Genomic DNA, 21,142 nt, shown 5'->3' with positions numbered 1-21,142 from the left:
GGTCGGCACGGCGCCGGCGGTCCGCCGCTGCGGGTCGCCTCCGTAGACTGCGCAGGCATGGCAGCGCAACAGCCGAAGGTCTCGCTGACCGGCATCAAGCCGACGGGCGAGCCGCATCTCGGGAACTACATCGGAGCGATCCGGCCCTCGCTGGAGCTCACGTCGACCTACGAGTCGATCTACTTCATCGCCGACTACCACGCCCTGACGTCGATTCGCGACCGCAGGGAGCTGGCGAGCTACACCCGGTCGGTGGCGGCCACCTGGATCACGCTCGGCCTCGACCCGGCGCGCACGGTCTTCTACCGCCAGTCCGACGTCCCCGAGATCTTCGAGCTGTCCTGGGTNCTGTCCTGCGTGACCGGCAAGGGCCTGATGAACCGGGCGCACGCCTACAAGGCCGCCCGCGACCGCAACGCCGAGTCCGGCGTGGCGGATCTGGACGCCGGGATCAACATGGGCCTGTTCAACTACCCGATTCTCATGGCCGTCGACATTCTCATCATGAACACCGACGTGGTGCCCGTCGGGCAGGACCAGTCGCAGCACGTCGAATACGCCGCCGACATCGCCGGCTCGTTCAACCATCTCTTCGGCGACGTGTTCAGCCTGAGGATTCCGGAGGGAATTTACCCCGCCGGCAGCTCGGNCCGGACCCTACCCGGCACCGACGGCCGCAAGATGAGCAAGTCCTNCAAGAACACGATCCCGCTGTTCGCCCCCGAGAAGCAGCTACGGAAGCTCATCCGCGGCATCGTGAGCGACAGCACACCGGTGGAGCAGCCGAAGGACCCGGACGCCTCGGCGGCGTTCGCACTGTTCGAGAACTTCGCCACCCCCGAGGCGGTCAAGGACATGCGGGCCCGTCTGGAGCAGGGCGGCACCGGCTGGGGCGAGCTGAAGAACGCCCTGTTCGAGACCGTCAACGCCTGGTTGTCGCCGCTGCGCGAGCAGTACGAGGCCCTCGTCGCCCCCGGCAGCGAGCTCGACGCGATCCTCGACGCCGGCGCCGAGCAGGCCCGCGACCGCGCCCGCCCCGTCCTCCAGGGCGTCCGCCGCGCCGTCGGCATCTCCCCCCTCTGACCGACTCCGCTGCCGCTGCCGGGGCGTCCGCATGCTTATCCAGAGGGATAAATCGGGCACGGAACCCTCTGGACAAGCAGGGAACCCGGCGCGGTCCCGACGGCGCGTCCTCGTCAGTCGGGCGGACCGGGCTCGGCGGCAGGGGCCCCGGCAAGCTGAGTAGCCGCGGCGGGCTCGGCGACGGCGGCGCGGCGGGCGGCGGCGAGGCGGCAGAAGGCCTCGACGTCGAGGGTCTCGCCGCGGGCGCCGGGATCCACCCCGGCCGCCTCCGCCAGGGCCGTCGCGGCGTCGCGCGAGCCGGCCCAGGGGACCAGGGCCGTGCGCAGCGTCTTGCGGCGTTGGGCGAAGGCGGCGTCGACGGCGGCGAAGACCTCGGCGCGCAGCTCCGCCGGCGCCGGCGGGGTCCGGCGGGTGAAGGCGACCAGCCCGGAGTCGACGTTCGGCTGCGGCCAGAAGACCGGGCGGGGCACGCCACCGGCCGGGCGGCTGCGCGCGTACCAGGCCAGTTTCACACTGGGCGCGCCGTACACCCGGCTGCCGGGCGGCGCCGTGAGCCGGTCGGCGACCTCCGCCTGCACCATCACCAGGCCGCGGCGCAGCGACGGCAGCCGTTCGAGCACGCCCAGCAGCAGCGGCACCGCGATGTTGTAGGGCAGGTTCGCGGCGAGCACGTCCGGGGCGGGCACGCCCGCGGGCAGGTCCGCCGGTCCCAGCCGCAGCCCGTCGGCGAGCACCACGTGCAGCCGCGCCGCGGCCTCGGCGGGCAGCCGGGCGGCGACGGTCACCGGCAGGGCGGCGGCCAGCGGCGGGTCCACCTCGACGGCCACGACGGCGCCGGCGGTGCCGAGCAGCCCCAGGGTCATCGAGCCGAGACCCGGACCGATCTCCAGCACTGTGTCGTCCGGGCCGACCTCGGCCAGCCGGACCAGCCGGCGCACGGTGTTCGCGTCGACGAGGAAGTTCTGCCCGCGACGCTTCGTCGGCCGTAGGTCCAGCGCGTGCGCCAGCGCCCGCAGCTCGGCCGGCGCGAGCAGCGCATCGGTGCCTACCAGGGCCCGAACACCCGCTCGGCGTTGGCCGCGATCGACGCGCCGAGCTCGGCGACGCCCACGCCCCGGGTCTCGGCGAGCGCCCGCAGCGTCAGCGGGATCAGGTAGGGGCCGCCGGGCCGACCCCGCCAGGGCACCGGGGTGAGGAACGGCGCGTCGGTCTCGACCAGCAGCAGCTCGGCCGGCGCCACGGCGGCCGNCTCGCGCAGGTTCGCCGCGTTCNTGAAGGTCACGTTGCCGNCGAAGGACATCACGTAGCCGGCGTCGGCGCAGACCTTCGCCATCTCGGCGTCGCCCGAGAAGGCGTGGAAGACGACCGTGTCCGGAGCGCCCTCCTCGGCGAGGATGCGCAGCGTGTCCTCGTGCGCGTCCCGGTCGTGGATCATCAGCGCGCGGCCGGTCTCCTTGGCGATCGCGATGTGCCGGCGGAAACTCTCCTGCTGGGNGGCGTGCGCCTCCGGCGGGGTGCGGAAGTAGTCCAGCCCCGTCTCGCCGACGGCCCGGACCTTGTCCCGGCGGGCCAACTCGGTGACGGCGGCGAACGTCTCCTCGCTCACCCCGTGGGCGGCCTCGTTGGGATGGATGGCCACGGCGGCGTAGAGCTCCGGGTGGGCATCGGCGACGTCGGCCTGCCAGCGGCTGGTCGGCNGGTCCACGCCGACGGTGANGGCCCGGGTGACACCCACGGCGACCGCGGCCGCGATCGCGGCATCCACCTCGGTGTCCATGAGGTCGAGGTGGCAGTGGCTGTCGACGACGGCCACCGGCAGGGGATCGGGCGGCGGCGGTGGATCGCCCGCCCGGTCAGAGTTTCGCGCCACCTCACCCATCCTTCCGCGTCCGGTGAAGTCTACGGCCGACGCCGGGCGCGCCGAGGAATGCGCCCATCAAGCATGGGACGCTTATCTCGTGAGCGACTGCGAGGATTCCTGNCGATGACGACGCCGTTGACCGTTGCCCTCGTCACCCCGCTGACCGGGCCGGACGCCGCCCAGGGCCTCGCCGGTCTGCGCGGCGTCACCCTGTGGGCGCGCGACGAGCGCCTCCCCGCGCCCTGGGACGAGGTGAGCCTCACCGCGTACGACGCCTACCCCGACCCCGCGGCCGCGATGCGCGCCGCCGTCGCCGCCCGCCCGGACGCCCTGCTCGGGCCCTACGGCCACCGGGCGGCCCTGGCGGCCTGCGCGGCGACCGACCGGGTGGTGTTCAACACGGGGGCGCCGTCGACCAGGTTCGTCCGGCAGGCCTTCCCCAACATCGTCAACATCGCCGCCGCCACCTCGACCTGGCCGCGCGGGGTCCTGGCGGCGGTGCGGGCGGCCGACCGGCGGGCCCGCAAGGTCGTCCTGCTCGCCTCGGGCGACACCGCGGTCGAGATCACCTCGGTGGCCAGGGCTGCCGCCATCTCCCAGGCGTTCGAGGTCGCCTCGCACGTCTTCGCGCCGGGGAAGGCCACGCTCGCCGCGACCCGGCTGCCCCCGGGCGACGTCCTCATCGTGCATGCGAGCCCCGACGACGAGCTGGCCGCGGCGAACATCCTGCTGCGCCGGCCGTGGCGGGCGGCGGCGTTCTCCACCGCCGTCAGCGCGCAGGCCACCGCCAGCCTCGGCGACCTGCGCGAGCAGCTGCTCGCCCCGGGAAGCTGGATGCCGGAGAGCACGCAGCCGACCGCCACCGGGCCGACGGCACGCGAGTTCACCGCCGACTACACCGCCCTGCACGGCGTTGCGCCGACGGAGACGGCCGCCTGGGCCTACGTCACCGGTCTGATCCTGGGGCGGGCGATCCGGTTCTGCGGGGGCGTGCAGGACGCCTCGGTGCTCGCCGCCGCCCGCGGCATCGACACGACGACGCTGCTCGGCCGGTTCCGGCTGGACGAGGCGACCGGGCTGCAGGTCGGCCACCAGATCCCGATCGTGCAGTGGCAGGACGGCGCGTCGCGCACCGTGTGGCCACGGGAGGCCGCCCGGGCCACCTTCGCCCACCCCCGCCGGATCACCAGCCGGCCGGCCTCGGCGCCCCCGACCGCCCGGCCGACCTCCACCACCCCGTCGACGTAGGCCGACGCCGAGGTAGGACGGCGTCGGCGTAGGACGGCGTCGGCGTAGCGGCGGGTTGCGGCGGGTGCGCCCGCCCGGAGCGGGTGAGCCGTGGTTGGCTCGGGTCACGCGGTGGAACGAGGCTCCACGACGGCCACGGCGGCGTCGTGCCGCCGCGAAGGGAGGTCCATGGCGGCGGGTCCGCTCGAGCGCGCGCCGGCCGGTACATCGCGCCGCCGGGCCATCACCATCGCCCTGGTCGGCGTCCTGGCGGTCGCGTTCACGGCGGCCACCGCACGGCTGTTCGTCTTCCCCCATCGCGACCGGCCGGCGCCGGTCGACGCGATCGTCATGTTCGCCGGCAGTCCTGGCCGGCTCGAACGGGCGGTCGCCCTGGCCCGTGCCGGTTACGCCCCGGTCCTCGCCGTCTCGACCCCGACCGCCGACGATCCCTGTCCCGGCACCATCCCCGGCGTGGAGGTGATCTGCTTCGCGCCCAGCCCCCTGACGACTCAGGGGGAGTCCCGCTGGGTGGGTGCCGCGGCGGCCCGGCGCGGCTGGCACTCCCTGATCGTGATCACCTCCACGTCGCAGAGCACCCGGGCCCGGCTACGGCTCGGCCGCTGCTATCCCGGCGAGGTCCGGATGATCGGGGTGCCGCCACCCCGCCGCATGTGGCCCTACATGATCACCTACGAGTGGGCGGCGATGGGCAAGGCCCTGCTGCTCCAGCGAGGCTGCTGACCCACGCCGCGACCCCCAGCCCCAGCCCCAGCGATCTTGGGGTTCCGCGGAACCGCGCCCCTACGACGGTCGACCTAGCGGGGGCGGTCGGTCGGGGCGGGGCGGGGCTCGCGGGCGGCGAGTTCGGCGGCGTAGACATCGTTGCGGGATACGCCGTAGTCGGCCGCGACCGCCCGACGGGCCTCCTTGCGCGGCATGCCGGCGGCGGTGCGCCGGACCACGTCGGCAGCCAGGACCCGCGCGTCCACTGTGTCGACGGATCCCACCTCGAAGGCCCCGCTCTCGGCCGCGGGGTCAGTGCCGGCAGCGGAGCCGGAACCGGGCGCAGACCCGGAAGCGACCGCGGGGTCGGCGGCAGAGCCGCCCTCGGCCGCAGAGCCGGAATGGAGGTCGGCGGCGTAGTCGGGGTCGGCGGCGTAGTCGGGGTCGGCCGCGGACCCGGAATCGAGGTTGGCCGCGGGGGCGGGGTCGGCCGCCGCCTGCGCGGGGGCGAAGTCGACGGTCACCGGGCGGCGCCCGGCGCCGCCGGCGATCACCAGGGTGAACTCCCCGCGGATCACGCGGCCGTCGGTGGCCCAGGCGAGCAGGGCCGCGAGATCGCCGCGGACGATCTCCTCGAAGGTCTTGGTCAGCTCTCGGCAGAGCACCGCGGCGCGGCCGGCACCGAAGGCGGCGATCAGGTCAGTCAGGCCCGCGGGGAGCCGGTGCGGGGACTCCAGGAACACCATCGTGCGGGTCTCGCCGCCGAGCTCGCGCAGCCGGGCACGCCGGTCGGCGCCCTTGCGCGGCAGGAAGCCCTCGAAGGTCCACCGGTCGGTGGGCAGGCCGCTGACGGCCAGGGCGGCGGTCACCGCGGACGGACCGGGCACGACGGTGACGGCCATGCCGGCGGCGGCCGCCGCGGCGACCACGCGGAAGCCGGGATCGGACACCGCCGGCATCCCGGCATCGGTGACCAGGGCGACCGTGGCCCCCTCGCGCAGGTAGTCGGTCAGGAGGGCGGCGCGGGCGCCCTCCACCGCGTCGTAGCAGGACACGATCCGGCCGGAGATGGTGACGCCGAGGGCGTGCGCCAGCCGGAGCACCCGCCGGGTGTCCTCGGCCGCGATCACATCCGCAGTGGCGAGGATCTCACCGAGACGCGGACTCGCGTCCCGGACATCACCGATCGGAGCGCCGCACAGCACCAGGGTCCCGGACACCCGCCCAGTGTGTCAGGAGCCAGGACCTACCCTGATCGGTGTGACGGCGACGACGGCCCACGTGCCCTGGAGTGCGAGCGGAGGAGGCGACACGCCGCCGGTGACCGGTCCGGACCCCCTCGGTCCACAGCGGACGCGGGCCGAGGCGTTGCGCGAGCGGCTGTGCCCGCCGATGCCGGGCTCGCCGCTGGCCGGCTGGCTGGCGACCCTGTCGGTCGCGGTCCTGGCCGGGGTGCTGCGGTTCTGGAACATCACCCAGCCGCGCGGGGTGTACTTCGACGAGGTCTACTACACCAAGGACGCCTGGGGCCTGCTCACCGCCGGTTACGAAATCAACTCGAACGACTGTTCCGGGCCGGCGTACGTCGTCCATCCGCCGTTCGGCAAGTGGCTGATGGCCGCCTCCGAGGGCCTGTTCGGGTACACGAACTGTTCGGGAGTTCCGCACGGCGACCCGGAGCTCGGCTGGCGGTTCTCCTCGGCGTTGTTCGGCACGCTGGCCGTGCTCGTCCTCGCCCGCGCCGCCCGGCGGATGTTCCGCTCGACCCTGCTGGGCTGCTTCGCCGGCCTGCTGCTCGCCATGGACGGCCTGGAGTTCGTGCAGAGCCGGATCGGGATCCTCGACATCTTCCTGATGACCGGGGTCGTCGTGGCGCTGGCCTGCCTGCTGCTCGACCGTGACGACGGCCGGGCCCGGCTTGCCGACCGCCTGAACGCGGCCCTGGCCCGCGGCTCGGGTTCACCGCCCCCGACGGCCGACGGCTCGCCGGGGGCGGCCTCGGCGCAGTCCGTCACGACGGCAGGCACGGCGGTCACCGCAAGCACCGCGGTCACCGCAAGCACGGCGGCCGCAAGCGGGGCGGTCTCTCCGGCCACGGCGGCCACGGCGGGCTCCGAGGCCTCGACGGCCACGGCCGGCCGGCAGGATCGGCTGCGCGAACTCTACGGGCCCCGGCTGGGCTTTCGCCGGTGGCGCCTGGCCTGCGGGGTGGCGCTCGGCCTGTCGATGGGCGTGAAGTGGAGCGCGCTCTACACGATCATCGGCCTCTCGGCGCTCGCGATCGCCTGGGACATCGGTGCGCGGCGCACCGGCGGCGCGCAGCGGCCCGTGCTGGGGGCGCTGCGGCGGGACCTGCCCGCGTGGGCGGCGACGTTCGTCGTCGTCCCGATCGGGGTGTTCCTGGCCACCTGGACGGGCTGGTTCGTCACCGACGGCGGCTACTACCGGCANTTCTACGGCAACGGGTTCGGCGCGGCGTGGCACGGCTGGTGGAAGTACCAGATGGCGGTGCTGAAGTTCCACGAGGGCCTCGACCAGGGGCACGCCTTCGCCTCGCACCCGATGAGCTGGCTGGTGATGGNCCGGCCGGTGGCGTACTACTACTCGTCGCCCGCCTACGGGACGTCCGGTTGCCATGCTCCGGCCGGCTGTTCCCGGGAGGTGCTGGCGCTGGGCAACCCCGCGGTGTGGTGGGTGGGCACCGCCGNGTTGCTCGGGATGCTCGCCTGGTGGGTGACTCGGCGGGACTGGCGGGCCGCCCTGGTGCTGGTCGGGTTCGGCTCGGCGTTCCTGCCGTGGCTGCTGTTCCCGAACCGCACGATGTTCTTCTTCTACGCGCTGCCGTGCCTGCCGTTCCTCGTGCTCGGGATCACGGCGCTGGCGGGGCTCGCGCTCGGCCCGCGGGAGGCCTCTGACGCCCGCCGGCTGACCGGCGCGCTGACGGTCGGGATCTACACGATCGTCGTGGTCCTGCTGTTCGCGTACTTCTACCCGATCCTGGCCGCGCAGGTGATCCCCTACTCCTCGTGGCGGGCCAGGATGTGGTTCCCCGGCTGGATCTGAGCCGGGAGCCCCCCGTGCGGGCGCACTGACCGAGCAAAGTGGGCTCGATGTGATCTCTCTCACGAGAGCCGGCCCAACTTCCCCCGCAGCCACCCAGAGCGATGCCATCCTCACAAAGGGGCGTTCCCGCCCGGATCGGCACGCAGGCACGGGGGCAAACGAAGTTGACTGATCACCCAGAGTCGGAACAGCACACCGCTAGCAGCCTCACCGGTGGAGGCGACAGGGGGGGTCACGTACGGCGCGAGATCCCGATCGGGGATGGTGGGGCGGTCACCATGCCCCGAGGCCGCACGGCAGGCAGCGCCCGTGCGGGTCTCCCTCCGACCTCCAACCACCGGAGCCGGGTGTCGGGCGGACCGAGACTGGGAGGAACCACCATGGCCGATGTGTCGGTGCGCTTCGCAATGACCGATGACAGCGAGATCGTGCTGAACCTGTCCCTCACGCAGGCGATCCGGCTCACCGAGGCGATCGCGTCGAAGGTGAGCCAGGCGATGACCGAGCAGCCGCGGGCCGGGATGAACGGCAACGCCTACGGCCCGGGCGGAGTCCGCCCCGGTCCGTACTCGACGTCCTGACCCGCCCGGCGGCGCCCGTCAGCGAGGCTCGGGCGCACCCCCGGTGAGCTGCGCGATCAGGGCCCGCAGCAGGTCGAGGTCCCGCCGACGCAGCTCGGCCGCGGAGGCGGGGTCGGGCCGCGCCGGGGTCAGCGCCGCCCTGACCCGGCGCAACTTGTCGCGCAGCGAGTCCACGACCGCGGGCGAGACCAGGCCGTCGCGCAGCACCAGCACGACGTGCCCGCCGTGCTGCACCACATCCACCGGCTCGGCCATCGGCAGGGTGACGACCCGCACGCCGACGGGGGCCTCCTGGTCGTAGACGAGGCAGAGCTGATCCTCGGCCAGCACCTCGGCGCTGCCGTCGTCCCAGAGCACCGTCGCCCGCGCGGTGACCGGCGCCGCGCTGCGGGTCGACTCGACGCGCACCGGCCCGGCCTGTTCGGCCGGCTCACGGCGCCCGGCCGCGTGCACGGCCAGCACGGTGCCGCGCCGCGACCAGATCCCGCCGCCGAGGTCGTCGACCGGGAAGACCCGGTCGCCCCGAGCGAACATCACCAGCGCGGCACGACCGTCCTCGGCGGTCGGAGGGTGGGCGGCCATGGCGTGATCGTAGGTGGCGGCCTCGGACGCCCGCGCGGCGAGACCCCCACCGGGGTGCGAACGCCGGTCCCGCCGCCGCCCGCGGCCACCGCGGACCGCCGGTGGCGACGGGGGTTCCACCCCTCCCGTGCCCTCCGTCGAGGCAGTGTGGACCCAGCGCCGACGCCTCGCCGACATCGCGAGTTCACACGGCGGGTCGGGCCCTAAATTCGGCTATCGGCGGTGATGGGCGTGGACCGCCCCGGCGGGTTACCTTCGCCTGGTTGCCATCGCTCGGGTGGCGACCGGCGGCGGCCGGGAGGACGCGAGCGGCTCGGCGTCGGGTTGTGCTCGCGCGGTGGCGTCCTCCCTGGTCCGTCCCCCGCAGAATCCCTGGTCGGACCCTCGGCCAGCCACGCCTCGCGGAGCCTACGAATGCCCGACACCNACTACCCGCCCATCGAGGAGCACGCGGTCATCGGCGACCTGCGTACCGTGGCCCTGGTCGCCACGGATGGCACGATCGACTGGTACTGCCCACAACGCTTCGATGCGCCGTCGGTCTTCGCGAGCCTGCTCGACGCCGACCGCGGCGGGTCGTTCCGCATCCACTGTCCGGACTCGCGGGCGAAGCAGCTGTACCTGCCCGACTCGAACATCCTGATGACCCGGTTCCTCACCCCGCGGGCGGTCGGCGAGGTCGTCGACTTCATGGTCCCGGTGGACAGCGACGTCGCGGAGACGCCGCACGTCGTCGTCCGCCAGGCCCGCGCCGTGCGCGGGACGGCGACCTTCCGGCTGCGCTGCGACCCGCGGTTCGACTACGGGCGGGCCGCGCACACGGTGACGCTGATCCCCGGCTCGGGTGCGGTGTTCGAATCGGTCAAGGGCACCCTCGTGCTGCGCACCTCGCTGCCGCTGCGGGTCGACGGCACCGCCGTGTTCGCGGAGTTCGACCTGCCCATGGGCGAGACCGCCGACATCGTGCTCGAGTGGAACTCGACGATCCGGCCGCTGATCATCGGCGAGGCGGACACGCTGTTCACCCGGACGTTGAACTACTGGCAGGCGTGGCTGCGNCAAAGCCGTTACCACGGCCGCTGGCGGGAGATGGTCCTACGCAGCGCGCTGGTGCTGAAGCTGCTGGTCTACCGGCCCACCGGCGCACTGGTGGCGGCGCCGACCACCTCGCTGCCGGAGGAACTCGGCGGGGTGCGCAACTGGGACTACCGCTACACCTGGATCCGGGACGCGGCGTTCACCACCTACGCGCTGATGGCCCTGGGCTTCACCGACGAGGCCGCGGCGTTCATGGACTGGCTGGAGCAGCGCTGCCACGAGGCGCCGAAGGACTCCGGGCTGTACGTGCTGTACAGCGTCGACGGCAACGCCCACCTGGACGAGATCGTCCTGGAGCACCTCTCCGGCTACCGCGGCTCGAAGCCGGTGCGCNTCGGCAACGCCGCCGCCGAGCAGCTCCAGCTCGACATCTACGGCGAGCTGATGGACTCGGTCTACCTGTACAACAAGAAGGTCCCGATCTCCTTCCAGCTCTGGGAGGCCCTCGGCCGCCAGCTCGACTGGCTGGCCAAGCACTGGGACACCCCGGACGAGGGGATCTGGGAGACCCGCGGCGGGCGCCAGCGCTTCACCTACTCGGCGCTGATGACCTGGGTGGCCTTCGAGCGGGCCTGCCGCATCTCGCGCCAGCGGGGCCTNCCCGGCCCGACGAACGACTGGAAGGACCTCGCCGGTCAGGCGTACCGGTTCGTCCAGAACGAGGCGTGGAACCCGACCCGCGGGGCCTACATGGAGTTCCCCGGCTCACCGCGGCTGGACGCGTCCCTGCTGTGCATGCCGCTGGTGAAGTTCTCCGGGCCCACCGATCCGCGGTTCCTCTCGACCCTGGACCGGTTCGGCGAGGACCTCGTCAGCGACAGCCTGGTGCGCCGCTACGCCGCCGACGGCAGCGACGGGCTGACCGGTGACGAGGGCACGTTCAACCTGTGCTCGTTCTGGTACGTGGAGGCACTGACCCGGGCCGGCCGGGTGAGCGAGGCCCGGATGGTCTTCGAGAAGATGCTCACCTACGCCAACCACGTGGGCCTCTACGCCGAGGAGATCGGCTCCTCCGGCGAGGCGCTCGGCAACTTCCCGCAGGCGTTCACCCACCTCGCGCTGATCAGCGCGGCGATCAACCTGGACCGCGCGCTGGCCTGACCGCCGCCCCGCCCTCGACCACCCGGCGGGCGGGTGGCGCGCCCGCGGCGCGCGCTCGCCTGTCGGGACCCGGACAACGCCGGCCACGGTAGCGGTAAGGCGGTACCAGCCGGCCCGCGGGCACGGCAGGATAGGACCGTACCGGACGGGCCGCACCGAGCGGCGAGGATGTGCCACGAGGCCGCCGGCGGTGATGACCGGCGCGGCGCGGGGTGTGGGGACGAGGGGCGAGGTCATGGCGGGACTGGACCATTTCCGGGTGGTCGTGGAGTCCGGGCACCCGGATCGGACCGGGGTGGTCGTCCGGCTGCCCGGCGCGCTCATCGTCGCCCGTGCCGGCCGGCCCGAGACCGCCGAGATCACCAACAGGCTGCTCGGGCTGTGCGCCGAGGTGGCCGCGGAGGTGGGCACGACCGCGTCGACCATGGGTCGCCGGCTCGTGCGCCGGGTCGCCGGGCTCCTCGCCGACGCCGACCCCGACCGGGTGCCCGACTTCAGCCTGCTGACCACCGTCAACGACCGCGTCGCGGCGCTCGTCCACGGGGCGATGGACGTCGTGGCGTCCGGCACCTCCGGGGTGACGCTGTCCGGCGTGGACTCGGCCACCTGGGTCGACCGCCTGCTGCCGACGGAGATCGCCCGGATCGACGTCGGGCCGACCGGCATCGTCGGCCCGACCGGCTTCCCCGGCGGCCTCGGCGACCTCGGCTTCCCTCTCGACCTGCGGATCGGCGCGGTGCCCGGGATCGGCGCGAGCCTGTCGCTCAGCGACGCGCCCGCGCTGCCCGCCCCCAAGGCGTCGGCCGACCAGCTGCTCGCCGGCTTCGATCCGCTGCGCGACCCGATGACCGGCGCCGCGCCGATCCCCACGCCCGGCTCGCGTGCCCCCGACCCGATGTCGACCACCCCGCCGGCGCTGGCCCCGCTGCTCAGCGAGGAGGAGGAGGCCAGGCGTCGCCGGGCGGCGGCGGAGCCCACCCAGGCCGCCGACCTCGACGAACTCGACGAACTCGACGAGGACCCGCCGACCGAGCTCGCCGGGCGCGAGGCGCTCGGCCACGCCGCGGTCGACTCCGGGCCGAACGGCCATCTCCGTCAGGGGCTCGGCCCGCTCGGCGGGCACGCCGAGCCCCTGACGGACAGCCTCGGTGGCGGCCTTGGTGACGGGCTCGGCGACGGGCTCGGCGACGACCTCACCGACGACGAGCACGACGCCATGACCCAGCTTCCCGGGCAGACCTTCACCGTCTCCGACCTCATCGAGGACGACGAGGCCCCGACGATGCTGCCCAGCGGATCCGAGCCCCAGGTCGAGGGGGTGCTGTGCGCGAACGGGCACTTCAACCACCCGCAGGCGCCCTACTGCGCCGAGTGCGGCCTGTCCCTGGCCCAGCAGAGCTCCCGCACGGTCTGGGGCCCGCGTCCGACGGTCGGGGTGCTCGTGTTCGACGACGGGCAGACGATGAACGTCGACATGGACCTGGTCATCGGCCGTCAGCCCGACCGGGACGACGCCGTCCGGGCCGGCAAGGCGCGGGCGCTGCCGGTCGAGGACGGCGAGAGCGCCGTCTCCCGGGTGNACGCCGTGATCACCCTGACCGGCTGGGACGCCGTGATCACCGACCAGGGTTCGGCCAACGGCACCTACATCGCCCCGCCCGAGGCGACCGTGTGGACTCCCCTCAACCCGCACCAGCCCGCCCCGTTGGTGCCCGGCACCCGCGTCCAGGTCGGCAAGAGGACCTTCGTCTTCAACTCCCACCTACACGTCTGAGGCCGCCCGCCCGGCCCGGTGATCTGCGCGACGCGAGAAGTCCGGCGGGGGTGGCGCGCGAAACGTCGGCACCTACGTCAGACTTGACGGACGATGAGCGATTCAGAGCTGCGCGCCGGGGGTGGCCTGCCCGCCTCCCCCAGCGCGCCCGCAGAGGCCCCAGCCGAGCCGCGCAGGCAGGACGACCGGCCCGCACGCGACGAACCCGGCCCCGCCAGAGCCCGACCGGGCGTGTCCGCACCGGATGCGCCCTCGCCGGGCGAGGCCGACGCCCCGCGTCGGCGTCGCCGGGGCCGGGCGGCCCTGTGGTGGACCCCGGTCGTCGTGGTGCTGGTGGCCGGGCTGCTGGCCGCCGGCGCGGCGCTGGGCGACCTGCGCGACCGCCCGCCCGGCGAGAGCTCCGTCGACGTCGGCTTCGCCCGCGACATGTCCGAGCACCACGCGCAGGCCGTGCAGATGGCGATGATCGAGTTCGACCGCGGCGGCGACACGTCGACCCGCAGCGTCGCCCAGGACATCGCGCTGACCCAGCAGCGGGAGATCGGCGTCATGTCGGCGTGGCTGTCGGGCTGGGGGCGGGCCCAGAGCGCCGCCGGCGCGCCGATGCGCTGGATGGGCGGCACGGGCGCGGCGGCGGGGGGCGGCCACGACGCGCACGGCGACACCGGCTCGGCGGCCATGGCCGACATGGCGGGCATGAACGGCACCGTCGGCGGCGCCGCCTCGGCCGGCGACACCGCCCGGATGCCGGGCATGGCGACCCCGAACGAGCTGCGACGGCTCGCGACGATCCACGGCCGCGACCTCGACGTCCTGTTCCTCACCCTGATGGTGCACCACCATCGTGGGGGGCTGGCGATGGCCCAGTACGCGGCGCAGCACGCCGGGTCCGACCGCACACGCAGTCTGGCCAAGGCGATGGTGCTCAACCAGTCGATCGAGATCGACCAGATGCAGGAGGCCCTGGCCCGGCTCGGGGCGCCCCGGGCATGACCGGCCGAACCCGGCCAATGCTTCACCGAACCCGGCCATCGCTTTACCGAACCCGGCCATCGCTTTACCGAAACTGACTTTGTATCGTCAGATCCGATTAACCGGACCGTACCGCCGGTCGTGCACCCGAGGCGTGGGGAACGCCGCCCCACCGTCGTTCCCAGGGCGATGATGCCGCCACGCCGCGTTTCCCCCGGGGATCCGTCGTGTCTGTCACAGGTGCGCCGTCTCCCGCTTCACGCGTCGCCGTCCGATCGATGCATCGCGGGGTGGCGACAGGCGGCGGGCGAGTAGGGGTCCGGTCCCGCCACGGCGGCTTCGGCGCTGAGCCGACGCCGCCGTCGATCCTCGAGGTCCGCTTCCATGACAGGTGTTTCCCCCCGCGAGGCCGCCGGCGTGGTGGCCGGGAGCGGTCGTGCGGTCGTCGGGGGACTGCGCCTGCCCGCGCTGGCCCGACGCTGGCCGGGCGCGCGCTACGTCCGGGTGGAGCTGCTCGCGGGCCTGGTGACGGCGCTCGCGCTGATCCCGGAGACGATCTCGTTCTCGGTGGTCGCCGGGGTCGACCCGAAGGTCGGCCTGTTCGCGTCGTTCACCATTTCGGTGATCATCGCGTTCACCGGTGGCCGACCAGCGATGATCTCCGCCGCCGCGGGCTCGATGGCCCTCGTGGCCGCGCCGCTGGTCCGCGAGCACGGGCTGAACTACCTGCTCGCGACCACAATCGGCGTCGGGTTGCTGATGGGTGTCCTCGGCGTGCTCGGGGTCGCGCGGCTGATGCGCTTCGTGCCGCGCACCGTGATGATCGGCTTCGTCAACGCNCTGGCCATCCTGATCTTCACCGCCCAGATGCCGCACGTCATCGGCGAGTCGTGGAAGGTCTACGTCCTCGTCGCGGGCGGACTGGCGATCCTGCTGACGATCCCCCGGGTCACGAAGGCGATCCCGGCGCCGCTCGTGGNGGTGGCGGTCCTCACGCTGGTCACGTGTGGTTTCCACGTCTCGGTGCCGACGGTCGGGGACGAGGGCCGGCTGCCCAGCTCGCTGCCGGTGCCCGGCCTCCCCGACGTCCCGTTGACCTGGGAGACCCTGCGGATCATCGCGCCCTACGTGGTCGCGCTGACCGCGGTGGGACTGCTGGAGACGCTGCTGACCGCCCAGATCGTCGACCGGATGACCGACACCACCCACGACCCGAACCGCGAGTCCTGGGGCCTGGGCATCGCCAACGTCGTCAACGGCTTCTTCGGGGGAATGGGCGGCTGCGCGATGATCGGCCAGACCATCGTCAACGTCAACTCCGGNGGTCGCGGCCGGCTGTCGACCTTCGCCGCGGGCGGCTTCCTGCTGATGCTGGTCGTGCCGCTGCGCGATCTCGTCCGGCACATCCCGATGTCCGCGCTGGTCGCGGTGATGGTCCTGGTCGCGGTGATGACCTTCGAGTGGCGCAGCGTCGCGCCGTCCACCCTGCGCCGGATGCCCCGCGGCGAGACCGCCGTCATGGTCGCGACGGTCGCCGTCGTGGTGCCCACCCACAACCTGGCGTACGGCGTGCTCGTCGGCGTCGTCCTGTCCGCCCTGCTGTTCACCCGCCAGGTCGCCCACCTGGCCCTGGTGACCAGCGTGNTCGACCCGGAGGGCGGTGAACGGATCTACGCCGTCCGGGGCACGCTGTTCTTCGCCTCGACGGGCGACCTGGTCAACGCCTTCGCCTACGNCCGCGACCCGGCTCGCGTCGTCATCGACCTGTCCAAGGCCGACGTCCTCGACTCCGCTGCGGTCGCCGCCCTCGACGACGTCCGCACGAAGTACCGCGAACGTGGCACGGAGGTGACCATCGTCGGGTTGAACCCGCGCAGCGCCGACCTGCTGCGGGAGCTGTCCGCCGAGCCGCCACCCGAGANGACTACCGAGACGACTACCGAAGCGACCTCCAGGGCGACAGGGAGTGTCCNCAGAGTCGATTGACGCCCACCTTCACCCCTCCGTGAATACACTCCGCCATCAGATACTCACAATGAGGATGGTGGCGGCATGGGCGAGAAGGGCCTTACCGGTGGTCTGGTCGACTTCGCCCGACNCCAGCCAGCCGTGGTCGTCATCGTCGTCGTCCTCGTCGGGCTGTACCTGTCCAAGGCCAGTTCGGGCGCCGCGACCCGGGCCGTGCTTGTCCCCGGCGTCGACTTCTCGGCGCCGTCCCTGCTGACCCGCAACCGGACGACCTACGCCGTCGGCGTGGACCCACGCACCCCCGACGCGATCAGCCTGCTCTCCAGCCGGGACCGCCGGAGTTGGACCACCCTGCCCGACGCCCTGAAGACGCCGCCGGGCTGGGCCGACCCGGGCGGCGGCCTGGGACCGGCGGCGATCGGCACGTTCGACGGCTCGTACGTCCTCTACTACACGACGACCGTGCGCGGGCTCGGCATCCGCTGCATCTCGGCGGCGACCTCGGCNCACCTGGACGAACCGTTCGTGGACACGTCGCTGGCCCCGTTCGTCTGCCAGACCGACGAGGGGGGCAGCACCGACCCGAGCCCCTTCGTCGACGACGCCGGGCGCGCCTACCTGACCTGGAGCAGCCCGGGACGGTCCGGCGGCGCGGGCCCGACGCTGTGGGCCCAGCGGCTGCGCTCGGACGGACTGGTGCTCACCGGCGAGCCGGCGGTGCTGCTGCGCCCCAGCCTGCCCTGGCAGCAGAAGCGGGTGGCGAGCCCCTCGATGATCGTCGATCAGGGGAACGACCACCTGGTGTACTCGGCCGCCCCGGAGCTCAACGGACGCCAGGTGGTGGCCAGCGCCTCGTGCACCGGTCCCCTCGGGCCCTGCCACCCGGCGCCGAAGCCGATGCTGACCGGGGGCAAGGTCGGCTTCGGCCCCGGGGGCGCCCACGCCTTCACCGACTCCCGTCATCGCTGGTGGCTGGGCCTGCACAGCTGGGACGCGCCGCCGGCGGGCGCCTACCTGCCCACCGGACGATTCGTCGTGGTCCCCCTGCGGGTGCGCGACGACGAGCTGTCCGTGCAGGTCAAGTCGCTCACCCAGGGCCGGGTCCGCCCGCCCGAGCAGCACGACTCCCACCTCGGCGACCACGAGACCCGCGACGACCACGAGACCCGCGACGAAGAGACCCGTCACGAAGAGACCCGTCACCACGAGACCCGTCACCACGGGACCCGCGACCACGAGACCCGCGACCACGAGACCCGTCACCACGAGACCCGCGACCACGGCGACCACGCCCGCGAGCAGAACGCCACCGACAGCGGCGGTCACGCCGGCCCTGGGATGACCGCCGGCGGCTGACAGGCACAATGGCCCTCTCGACATCGTTGTCTGGACAACCATCAGCAACGAGTCTCAGCGACACCCGTCGCCGAGGCCGACCGCGAGGGGGACGACCTTCCGATGACCGAACCCGAGGCCCCGGCCGCGCGGTCCCNACGACGGCGGCCGCGGCTGCTCGTCGTCCTGATCGGCGCCGTCGTGGTGCTGGCGATCCTGGTCGTGGGCGGCACCGCCCTCTACATCAATGTGATCAAGAAGGACGCACCGGAGGAGTTCTCCCTGGCCCAGCCGGGCGGCGACGAGACGGTGGCGCCGACCGGCTCGCTGGCCGGCACCTGGACGATCGCGCCGGGCTCGGAGGTCGGCTACCGCGTCAAGGAGATCCTCTTCNGCCAGAACACGACGGCGGCGGGGCGGACGAAGCAGGTGTCGGGCTCGCTCACCATCGACGGCTCGCGGGCCTCGCAGGCATCCTTCAGCGTGCAGATGGCCACGGTGGCCAGCGACGAGGCCCGCCGGGACAACCAGTTCCGCGGCCGGATCATGGACNCCGACACCTTCCCGACCGCCACCTTCACCCTCGCCGAACCGGTCGACATCGGCGCCGTCCCCACCGACTCGAAGACCACCCGGGCCGTCGCCGCGAAGGGCGATCTGACCCTGCGGGGCAAGACCAGGCGGGTCACGATGACGCTGCAGTCCCGCTGGGACGGCACCTCCATCCGCACCGTCGGCCANCTCCCGGTCGTCTTCGCCGACTACGACATCCCGAACCCGAGCTTCCCCGGCATCTCCACCGAGGATCACGGGATCATGGAAGTCTCCCTGGTCTTCACCCGCTCCGCCGCGGCCCCCGCAACCACCGCCGCCAGCCCCTGATCCACACCACTGCCCACCGTCCCACCCCCCTCCCCCGCATCCCCCGCTTATCCAGAGGGATAAATCGGGCACGGAACCCTCTGGATAAACGGGGCGCACGGCGGACGGACGACCGCACCGCCGGTCGGAGTGGCTGACCGGCGGTGCGGCGGGGTGCCGAGGCGCCCGCAGGCGGCGGTTCCGGCCGCCCAGGCGGCCCAGGCGGCCCAGGCGGCTCAGGCGGCTCAGGCGGCTCAGGCGCCCGCGGGTGCCGAGGTCGCCGGCTTGGGGCCGGTCGCCGAGGTGCTGGGCGCGGGCGCGGTGTCCGGGGTCGGGTCCACGGCGGGCGGCTTCGTGGCGTCGGCGGCCGGCGCGACCTCCTCGGGAGCGCTGCGCCGCGTCTGCGACGGGATGCCGTGCTCCCGCTCCAGCGCGATCTCCTCGGCGTCCGGCACCCGCGGCGCGGGCCTGGTCAGCGCCCAGGCCACGCAGACCACGGTGAGGAACAGGTAGCCGAGAGCAACCTGTCCGCCACCCGCATCCCACTCGACCTTCTCCGCGTGGATCAGCCCCACGAAGGACAACACCGCGCCCAGGGCCGACGCGATCGCCGCCGAGACGAACCGCTTGTCGATGATGAACGCGACGATGGAGCCGAGCACCAGGCCGGCCAGCACCGCTCCGTCCCCGAGCAGGTGCAGGCCGTGCAGCAGCACGCTGTTGCCCTCGAGGTCGGCCTCGGTGACGTTCAGGTTGACCGCCGGGTTCATCTTCGACGCCACGCCCACGGCTGTCGTCACCGTGTTGTCGATCTGCCCGGCCGCCCAGGAGGCGATGTTCGGGATGATCGCGGCGATGACGGCGGCGCCGTGCGCCTTCGGCGAGGCCTGGAACGCCTGGGCGCCGATGAGCAGCCCGATGTAGAGCAGGATCGGCACGATCGCCGGCAGCGGCAGCACGNCATTGAGCAGGCCGAACAGGCCGAGAAAGNACAACACCGCAATGACGACGCCGGTGGCCAGGGAGTAGCCGGTGCGACCGCCGGCGGCCTTCCAGCCCGGGTGACCGATGTAGACGGCGGGCGGGAACGGCGAGCCGAGCGCCGAGCCGATGATGGCGCCGAAGCCGTCGGCGAGCAGGATCGGCCGCAGGTTGTAGTTGTCCCCGGCGGACGCGGCGCTCTCCACGTTGGACATGCCCTCGGTGAAGTTGTAGACGCCGAGCGGGATCGCCGTGGCCAGCAGCGGCGAGATGTCGGACAGGCCGTGGAACAACTTGTCGAAGTGGAAGGTCGGCAGCGACACCGCGATGTCCTTGGCCGCCTCCGACACCGCCGGGGTGTCCATGAACCCACCGATCCAGCCGATGGCGGTGCCCAGCGCCAGCGCGACCGCGCCGATCGGCAGGTTCCACGGCAGCTTCAGGTCGGTGAGCAGGCCGACGAGCAGCAGGCCGAAGACGGGCAGCGCGATCCAGGCGGNGTCCCACATCTGCGCGGCGGGCCGCATCGAGATGAACGCGATCGAGATGCCGGCCAGCGTGCCGAGCATGGCCGCCCGCGGCGCGTACTTGCGGATCATCGGCCCGACGAACGCGCCGATCACGACGATGATGCCGATGATGAACGCCCAGGCGAGGCCGGCCTGCCACGCCTCGACCGGGTTCTTCGTCTTCAGGTAGATCGGCAGCATGATGACGAACACGACGATGAACATGTGCGGGACGCTCGGCCCGTACGGCATCGCCGTGACGTCGTCCCGGCCCTCCTTCGCCGCCAGCCGGCGACCCAGGTAGGCGTAGAACAGGTTGCCGAGCANCATCGCGATCCCGAGCGCGGGCAGGATCGCACCGAAGACGTCGTCCTTGGGAATGTTGACGACGAACAGGCACAGCGAGCTCAGGACGATGACGTTGACCAGCACGTTGACGCCCAGGCCGAAGAAGGCGTTGGTGTCGCCCTTCGTCCAGTAGGGCAGGGCCGGCGCGGACGACGCCGGTCGATTCCCGATCTTGACCATGGTGGGACCCGTCCTCTTTCAGGAGGCCGTGACGGCGGGTGCGGGCAGGGNGGAGTCGGCCGCGGGGGTCGAGGCGGCGAGCGCGGCGAGGAAGTCGGCGGAGGGGGCGACCCAGCCGAAGATCCCGCCCTGGGCGGCGACCATCTCCAGCGCCACCCGCTGGAACTCGGGAAAGTAGGAGCCCACGCAGTCGCTGAGCACCAGGCACTCGAAGCCGCGGTCGTTGGCCTCGCGCACGGTCGTGTGCACGCAGACCTCGGTCGTCACCCCGGCGACGACGAGGCTGGTGATCCCCTTCTCGGCGAGGACGTCACCGANGGCGGTGGCGTAGAAGGCGCCCTTGCCGGGCTTGTCGATGACGTACTCGCCGTCGACCGGCGCGAGCTCGTCGATGATGTCCTGCCCGTACTCGCCCCGGATGAGGATGCGGCCCTTGGGACCGAGGTCGCCGATGCGGAGCGCGGCGTCGCCGCGGTGCAGCTTCGCCGGCGGAAGGTCGGACAGGTCGGGCAGGTGGCCCTCGCGGGTGTGGATGACGGTCAGTCCCGCGGCCCGCACGGCCGCCAGCACGGCCTGCAGCGGTTCGATCGTGCTCCGCAGCTGGCTGACGTCGTTGCCGAGACTCTCCCCGAAGCCACCCGGTTCNAGGAAGTCGCGCTGCATGTCGATGACGACGAGCGCGGTGGTTGCGGGGTCGAAGGTGAAGTCGTACGGTCGGGCGCTCACGGTCAGGGGCGCGGTCGGGGTCGGGGTCGTTGCGGTTTCGCTCATGCCAGCTCTCGCCATCGGAGTCCACAGGTTTTGGATCCGCGCAGGGTCGGATCCGCGCGTCTGGAGTGCGTCGAGGGAGCTCGCCACNCCCGGCCCGATCGTCCGGTGCCTCCCCCGCCTT

The 21,142-nt window shown here is 73.0% G+C and carries 10 protein-coding genes and 31 pseudogenes; 30 read left to right on the top strand and 11 right to left on the bottom strand.

The features are described from left to right. Positions 1-57: 57 nt before the first annotated feature. From UK94_RS44420 to UK94_RS44405, 4 pseudogenes are all read left to right on the top strand, one after another. Positions 58-347 (top strand): annotated as a pseudogene (locus tag UK94_RS44420) (tryptophan--tRNA ligase); the annotation flags it as partial. Between the two features lies 1 nt (position 348). Further along, a pseudogene (locus UK94_RS44415) lies at positions 349-649 on the top strand (tryptophan--tRNA ligase); the annotation flags it as partial. Between the two features lies 1 nt (position 650). Further along, positions 651-694: pseudogene (locus UK94_RS44410) on the top strand (hypothetical protein); the annotation flags it as partial. Between the two features lies 1 nt (position 695). Next, positions 696-1,083 (top strand): annotated as a pseudogene (locus UK94_RS44405) (tryptophan--tRNA ligase); the annotation flags it as partial. A gap of 113 nt (positions 1,084-1,196) precedes the next feature. Here UK94_RS44405 and rsmA read toward each other — a convergent pair. From rsmA to UK94_RS75890, 5 genes and pseudogenes are all read right to left on the bottom strand, one after another. Then, the gene (rsmA, locus tag UK94_RS08305; protein WP_256788006.1) at positions 1,197-2,078 is read right to left on the bottom strand and encodes a 16S rRNA (adenine(1518)-N(6)/adenine(1519)-N(6))-dimethyltransferase RsmA; all 882 of its coding nucleotides are present in this window, start codon (positions 2,076-2,078) and stop codon (positions 1,197-1,199) included. A 50-nt stretch (positions 2,079-2,128) separates the two neighbouring features. Beyond that, a pseudogene (locus tag UK94_RS44400) lies at positions 2,129-2,331 on the bottom strand (TatD family hydrolase); the annotation flags it as partial. A gap of 42 nt (positions 2,332-2,373) precedes the next feature. Further along, a pseudogene (locus UK94_RS44385) lies at positions 2,374-2,577 on the bottom strand (TatD family hydrolase); the annotation flags it as partial. A gap of 1 nt (position 2,578) precedes the next feature. Further along, positions 2,579-2,780 (bottom strand): annotated as a pseudogene (locus UK94_RS44380) (TatD family hydrolase); the annotation flags it as partial. A 20-nt stretch (positions 2,781-2,800) separates the two neighbouring features. Next, positions 2,801-2,953, bottom strand: a pseudogene (locus UK94_RS75890) (AraC family transcriptional regulator); the annotation flags it as partial. 114 nt (positions 2,954-3,067) lie between these two features. On the opposite strand from UK94_RS75890, the gene UK94_RS08295 reads away from it, so the two are divergent. Both UK94_RS08295 and UK94_RS08290 read left to right on the top strand, forming a co-directional pair. After that, positions 3,068-4,192 carry an ABC transporter substrate-binding protein gene (locus UK94_RS08295; protein WP_041939864.1) on the top strand — a complete coding sequence of 375 codons (1,125 nt, stop codon included), beginning with the start codon at positions 3,068-3,070 and terminating at the stop codon, positions 4,190-4,192. Positions 4,193-4,360: 168 nt separating this feature from the next. After that, entirely contained in the window at positions 4,361-4,915 is a 555-nt protein-coding gene (locus UK94_RS08290; protein WP_055749351.1) for a hypothetical protein, read from the top strand. Positions 4,916-4,989: 74 nt separating this feature from the next. On the opposite strand, the gene rsmI is transcribed toward UK94_RS08290, so the two are convergent. Then, a complete protein-coding gene (gene rsmI / locus UK94_RS08285) occupies positions 4,990-6,117 on the bottom strand; it encodes a 16S rRNA (cytidine(1402)-2'-O)-methyltransferase (protein ID WP_055749350.1) in 1,128 nt (375 codons plus the stop codon). Positions 6,118-6,157: 40 nt separating this feature from the next. Here rsmI and UK94_RS08280 point away from each other — a divergent pair. The 5 genes and pseudogenes from UK94_RS08280 to UK94_RS08275 form a co-directional block, all read left to right on the top strand. Further along, positions 6,158-7,347: pseudogene (locus UK94_RS08280) on the top strand (phospholipid carrier-dependent glycosyltransferase); the annotation flags it as partial. A gap of 1 nt (position 7,348) precedes the next feature. After that, positions 7,349-7,478: pseudogene (locus tag UK94_RS44365) on the top strand (hypothetical protein); the annotation flags it as partial. Position 7,479: 1 nt separating this feature from the next. Continuing rightward, positions 7,480-7,604, top strand: a pseudogene (locus UK94_RS44360) (hypothetical protein); the annotation flags it as partial. 1 nt (position 7,605) lies between these two features. Continuing rightward, positions 7,606-7,960: pseudogene (locus UK94_RS44355) on the top strand (phospholipid carrier-dependent glycosyltransferase); the annotation flags it as partial. Positions 7,961-8,340: 380 nt separating this feature from the next. Further along, on the top strand, positions 8,341-8,541 hold the full coding sequence (locus tag UK94_RS08275) for a hypothetical protein (RefSeq protein WP_009741926.1): 201 nt from the start codon (positions 8,341-8,343) through the stop codon (positions 8,539-8,541). 18 nt (positions 8,542-8,559) lie between these two features. Here the strand turns inward: UK94_RS08275 and UK94_RS08270 are convergent, their stop codons facing one another. Next, positions 8,560-9,123 (bottom strand): hypothetical protein, encoded by a 564-nt coding sequence (locus UK94_RS08270; protein WP_011607342.1) that lies wholly within the window; start codon positions 9,121-9,123, stop codon positions 8,560-8,562. 427 nt (positions 9,124-9,550) lie between these two features. Here UK94_RS08270 and UK94_RS44350 point away from each other — a divergent pair. The 19 genes and pseudogenes from UK94_RS44350 to UK94_RS73135 all read left to right on the top strand — a co-directional run. Further along, a pseudogene (locus UK94_RS44350) lies at positions 9,551-10,181 on the top strand (trehalase-like domain-containing protein); the annotation flags it as partial. Between the two features lies 1 nt (position 10,182). Further along, positions 10,183-10,554 (top strand): annotated as a pseudogene (locus UK94_RS44345) (glycoside hydrolase family 15 protein); the annotation flags it as partial. A gap of 1 nt (position 10,555) precedes the next feature. Next, positions 10,556-10,820 (top strand): annotated as a pseudogene (locus UK94_RS44340) (glycoside hydrolase family 15 protein); the annotation flags it as partial. A 1-nt stretch (position 10,821) separates the two neighbouring features. Next, positions 10,822-11,322 (top strand): glycoside hydrolase family 15 protein (locus UK94_RS44335; protein WP_235487044.1); only part of this gene is annotated, 501 nt, incomplete at its 5' end. Between the two features lie 235 nt (positions 11,323-11,557). Next, a pseudogene (locus tag UK94_RS08260) lies at positions 11,558-12,901 on the top strand (FHA domain-containing protein); the annotation flags it as partial. Position 12,902: 1 nt separating this feature from the next. Continuing rightward, a partial coding sequence (locus UK94_RS44330; RefSeq protein WP_235487042.1) for an FHA domain-containing protein occupies positions 12,903-13,096 on the top strand: 194 nt, incomplete at its 5' end. A gap of 93 nt (positions 13,097-13,189) precedes the next feature. Continuing rightward, entirely contained in the window at positions 13,190-14,089 is a 900-nt protein-coding gene (locus UK94_RS08255; protein ID WP_235487039.1) for a DUF305 domain-containing protein, read from the top strand. A 363-nt stretch (positions 14,090-14,452) separates the two neighbouring features. Then, positions 14,453-14,907, top strand: a pseudogene (locus UK94_RS44325) (SulP family inorganic anion transporter); the annotation flags it as partial. 1 nt (position 14,908) lies between these two features. After that, positions 14,909-15,047: pseudogene (locus UK94_RS44320) on the top strand (hypothetical protein); the annotation flags it as partial. A 1-nt stretch (position 15,048) separates the two neighbouring features. Beyond that, positions 15,049-15,390 (top strand): annotated as a pseudogene (locus tag UK94_RS44315) (SulP family inorganic anion transporter); the annotation flags it as partial. Position 15,391: 1 nt separating this feature from the next. Continuing rightward, positions 15,392-15,712, top strand: a pseudogene (locus tag UK94_RS44310) (sodium-independent anion transporter); the annotation flags it as partial. 1 nt (position 15,713) lies between these two features. Beyond that, positions 15,714-15,803 (top strand): annotated as a pseudogene (locus UK94_RS73145) (hypothetical protein); the annotation flags it as partial. A gap of 1 nt (position 15,804) precedes the next feature. Continuing rightward, positions 15,805-15,989: pseudogene (locus UK94_RS44305) on the top strand (sodium-independent anion transporter); the annotation flags it as partial. Between the two features lie 188 nt (positions 15,990-16,177). Beyond that, positions 16,178-16,542 (top strand): annotated as a pseudogene (locus tag UK94_RS44300) (glycoside hydrolase); the annotation flags it as partial. A 1-nt stretch (position 16,543) separates the two neighbouring features. Next, positions 16,544-17,392 (top strand): family 43 glycosylhydrolase (locus UK94_RS08245; protein WP_235487037.1); only part of this gene is annotated, 849 nt, incomplete at its 5' end. Between the two features lie 180 nt (positions 17,393-17,572). Beyond that, positions 17,573-17,764 (top strand): annotated as a pseudogene (locus UK94_RS75885) (YceI family protein); the annotation flags it as partial. Position 17,765: 1 nt separating this feature from the next. Continuing rightward, a pseudogene (locus UK94_RS44295) lies at positions 17,766-17,923 on the top strand (YceI family protein); the annotation flags it as partial. Position 17,924: 1 nt separating this feature from the next. After that, positions 17,925-18,111: pseudogene (locus UK94_RS44290) on the top strand (YceI family protein); the annotation flags it as partial. Position 18,112: 1 nt separating this feature from the next. Further along, a pseudogene (locus UK94_RS73135) lies at positions 18,113-18,253 on the top strand (YceI family protein); the annotation flags it as partial. A 1,796-nt stretch (positions 18,254-20,049) separates the two neighbouring features. Here UK94_RS73135 and UK94_RS44285 read toward each other — a convergent pair. From UK94_RS44285 to UK94_RS44270, 4 pseudogenes are all read right to left on the bottom strand, one after another. Beyond that, a pseudogene (locus UK94_RS44285) lies at positions 20,050-20,250 on the bottom strand (regulator); the annotation flags it as partial. 51 nt (positions 20,251-20,301) lie between these two features. Then, positions 20,302-20,567 (bottom strand): annotated as a pseudogene (locus tag UK94_RS44280) (isochorismatase family protein); the annotation flags it as partial. A 1-nt stretch (position 20,568) separates the two neighbouring features. Next, positions 20,569-20,895, bottom strand: a pseudogene (locus tag UK94_RS44275) (isochorismatase family protein); the annotation flags it as partial. A 1-nt stretch (position 20,896) separates the two neighbouring features. Then, positions 20,897-21,021, bottom strand: a pseudogene (locus UK94_RS44270) (cysteine hydrolase); the annotation flags it as partial. Between the last annotated feature and the right edge of the window lie 121 nt (positions 21,022-21,142).

Origin of the sequence: Frankia sp. AvcI1, assembly GCF_001420875.1 — a bacterium.
GTDB classification, from domain to species: domain Bacteria; phylum Actinomycetota; class Actinomycetes; order Frankiales; family Frankiaceae; genus Frankia; species Frankia alni.
Note: the sequence above shows the minus strand (reverse complement) of the source record. Positions and strands in the feature narration are given on the sequence as shown.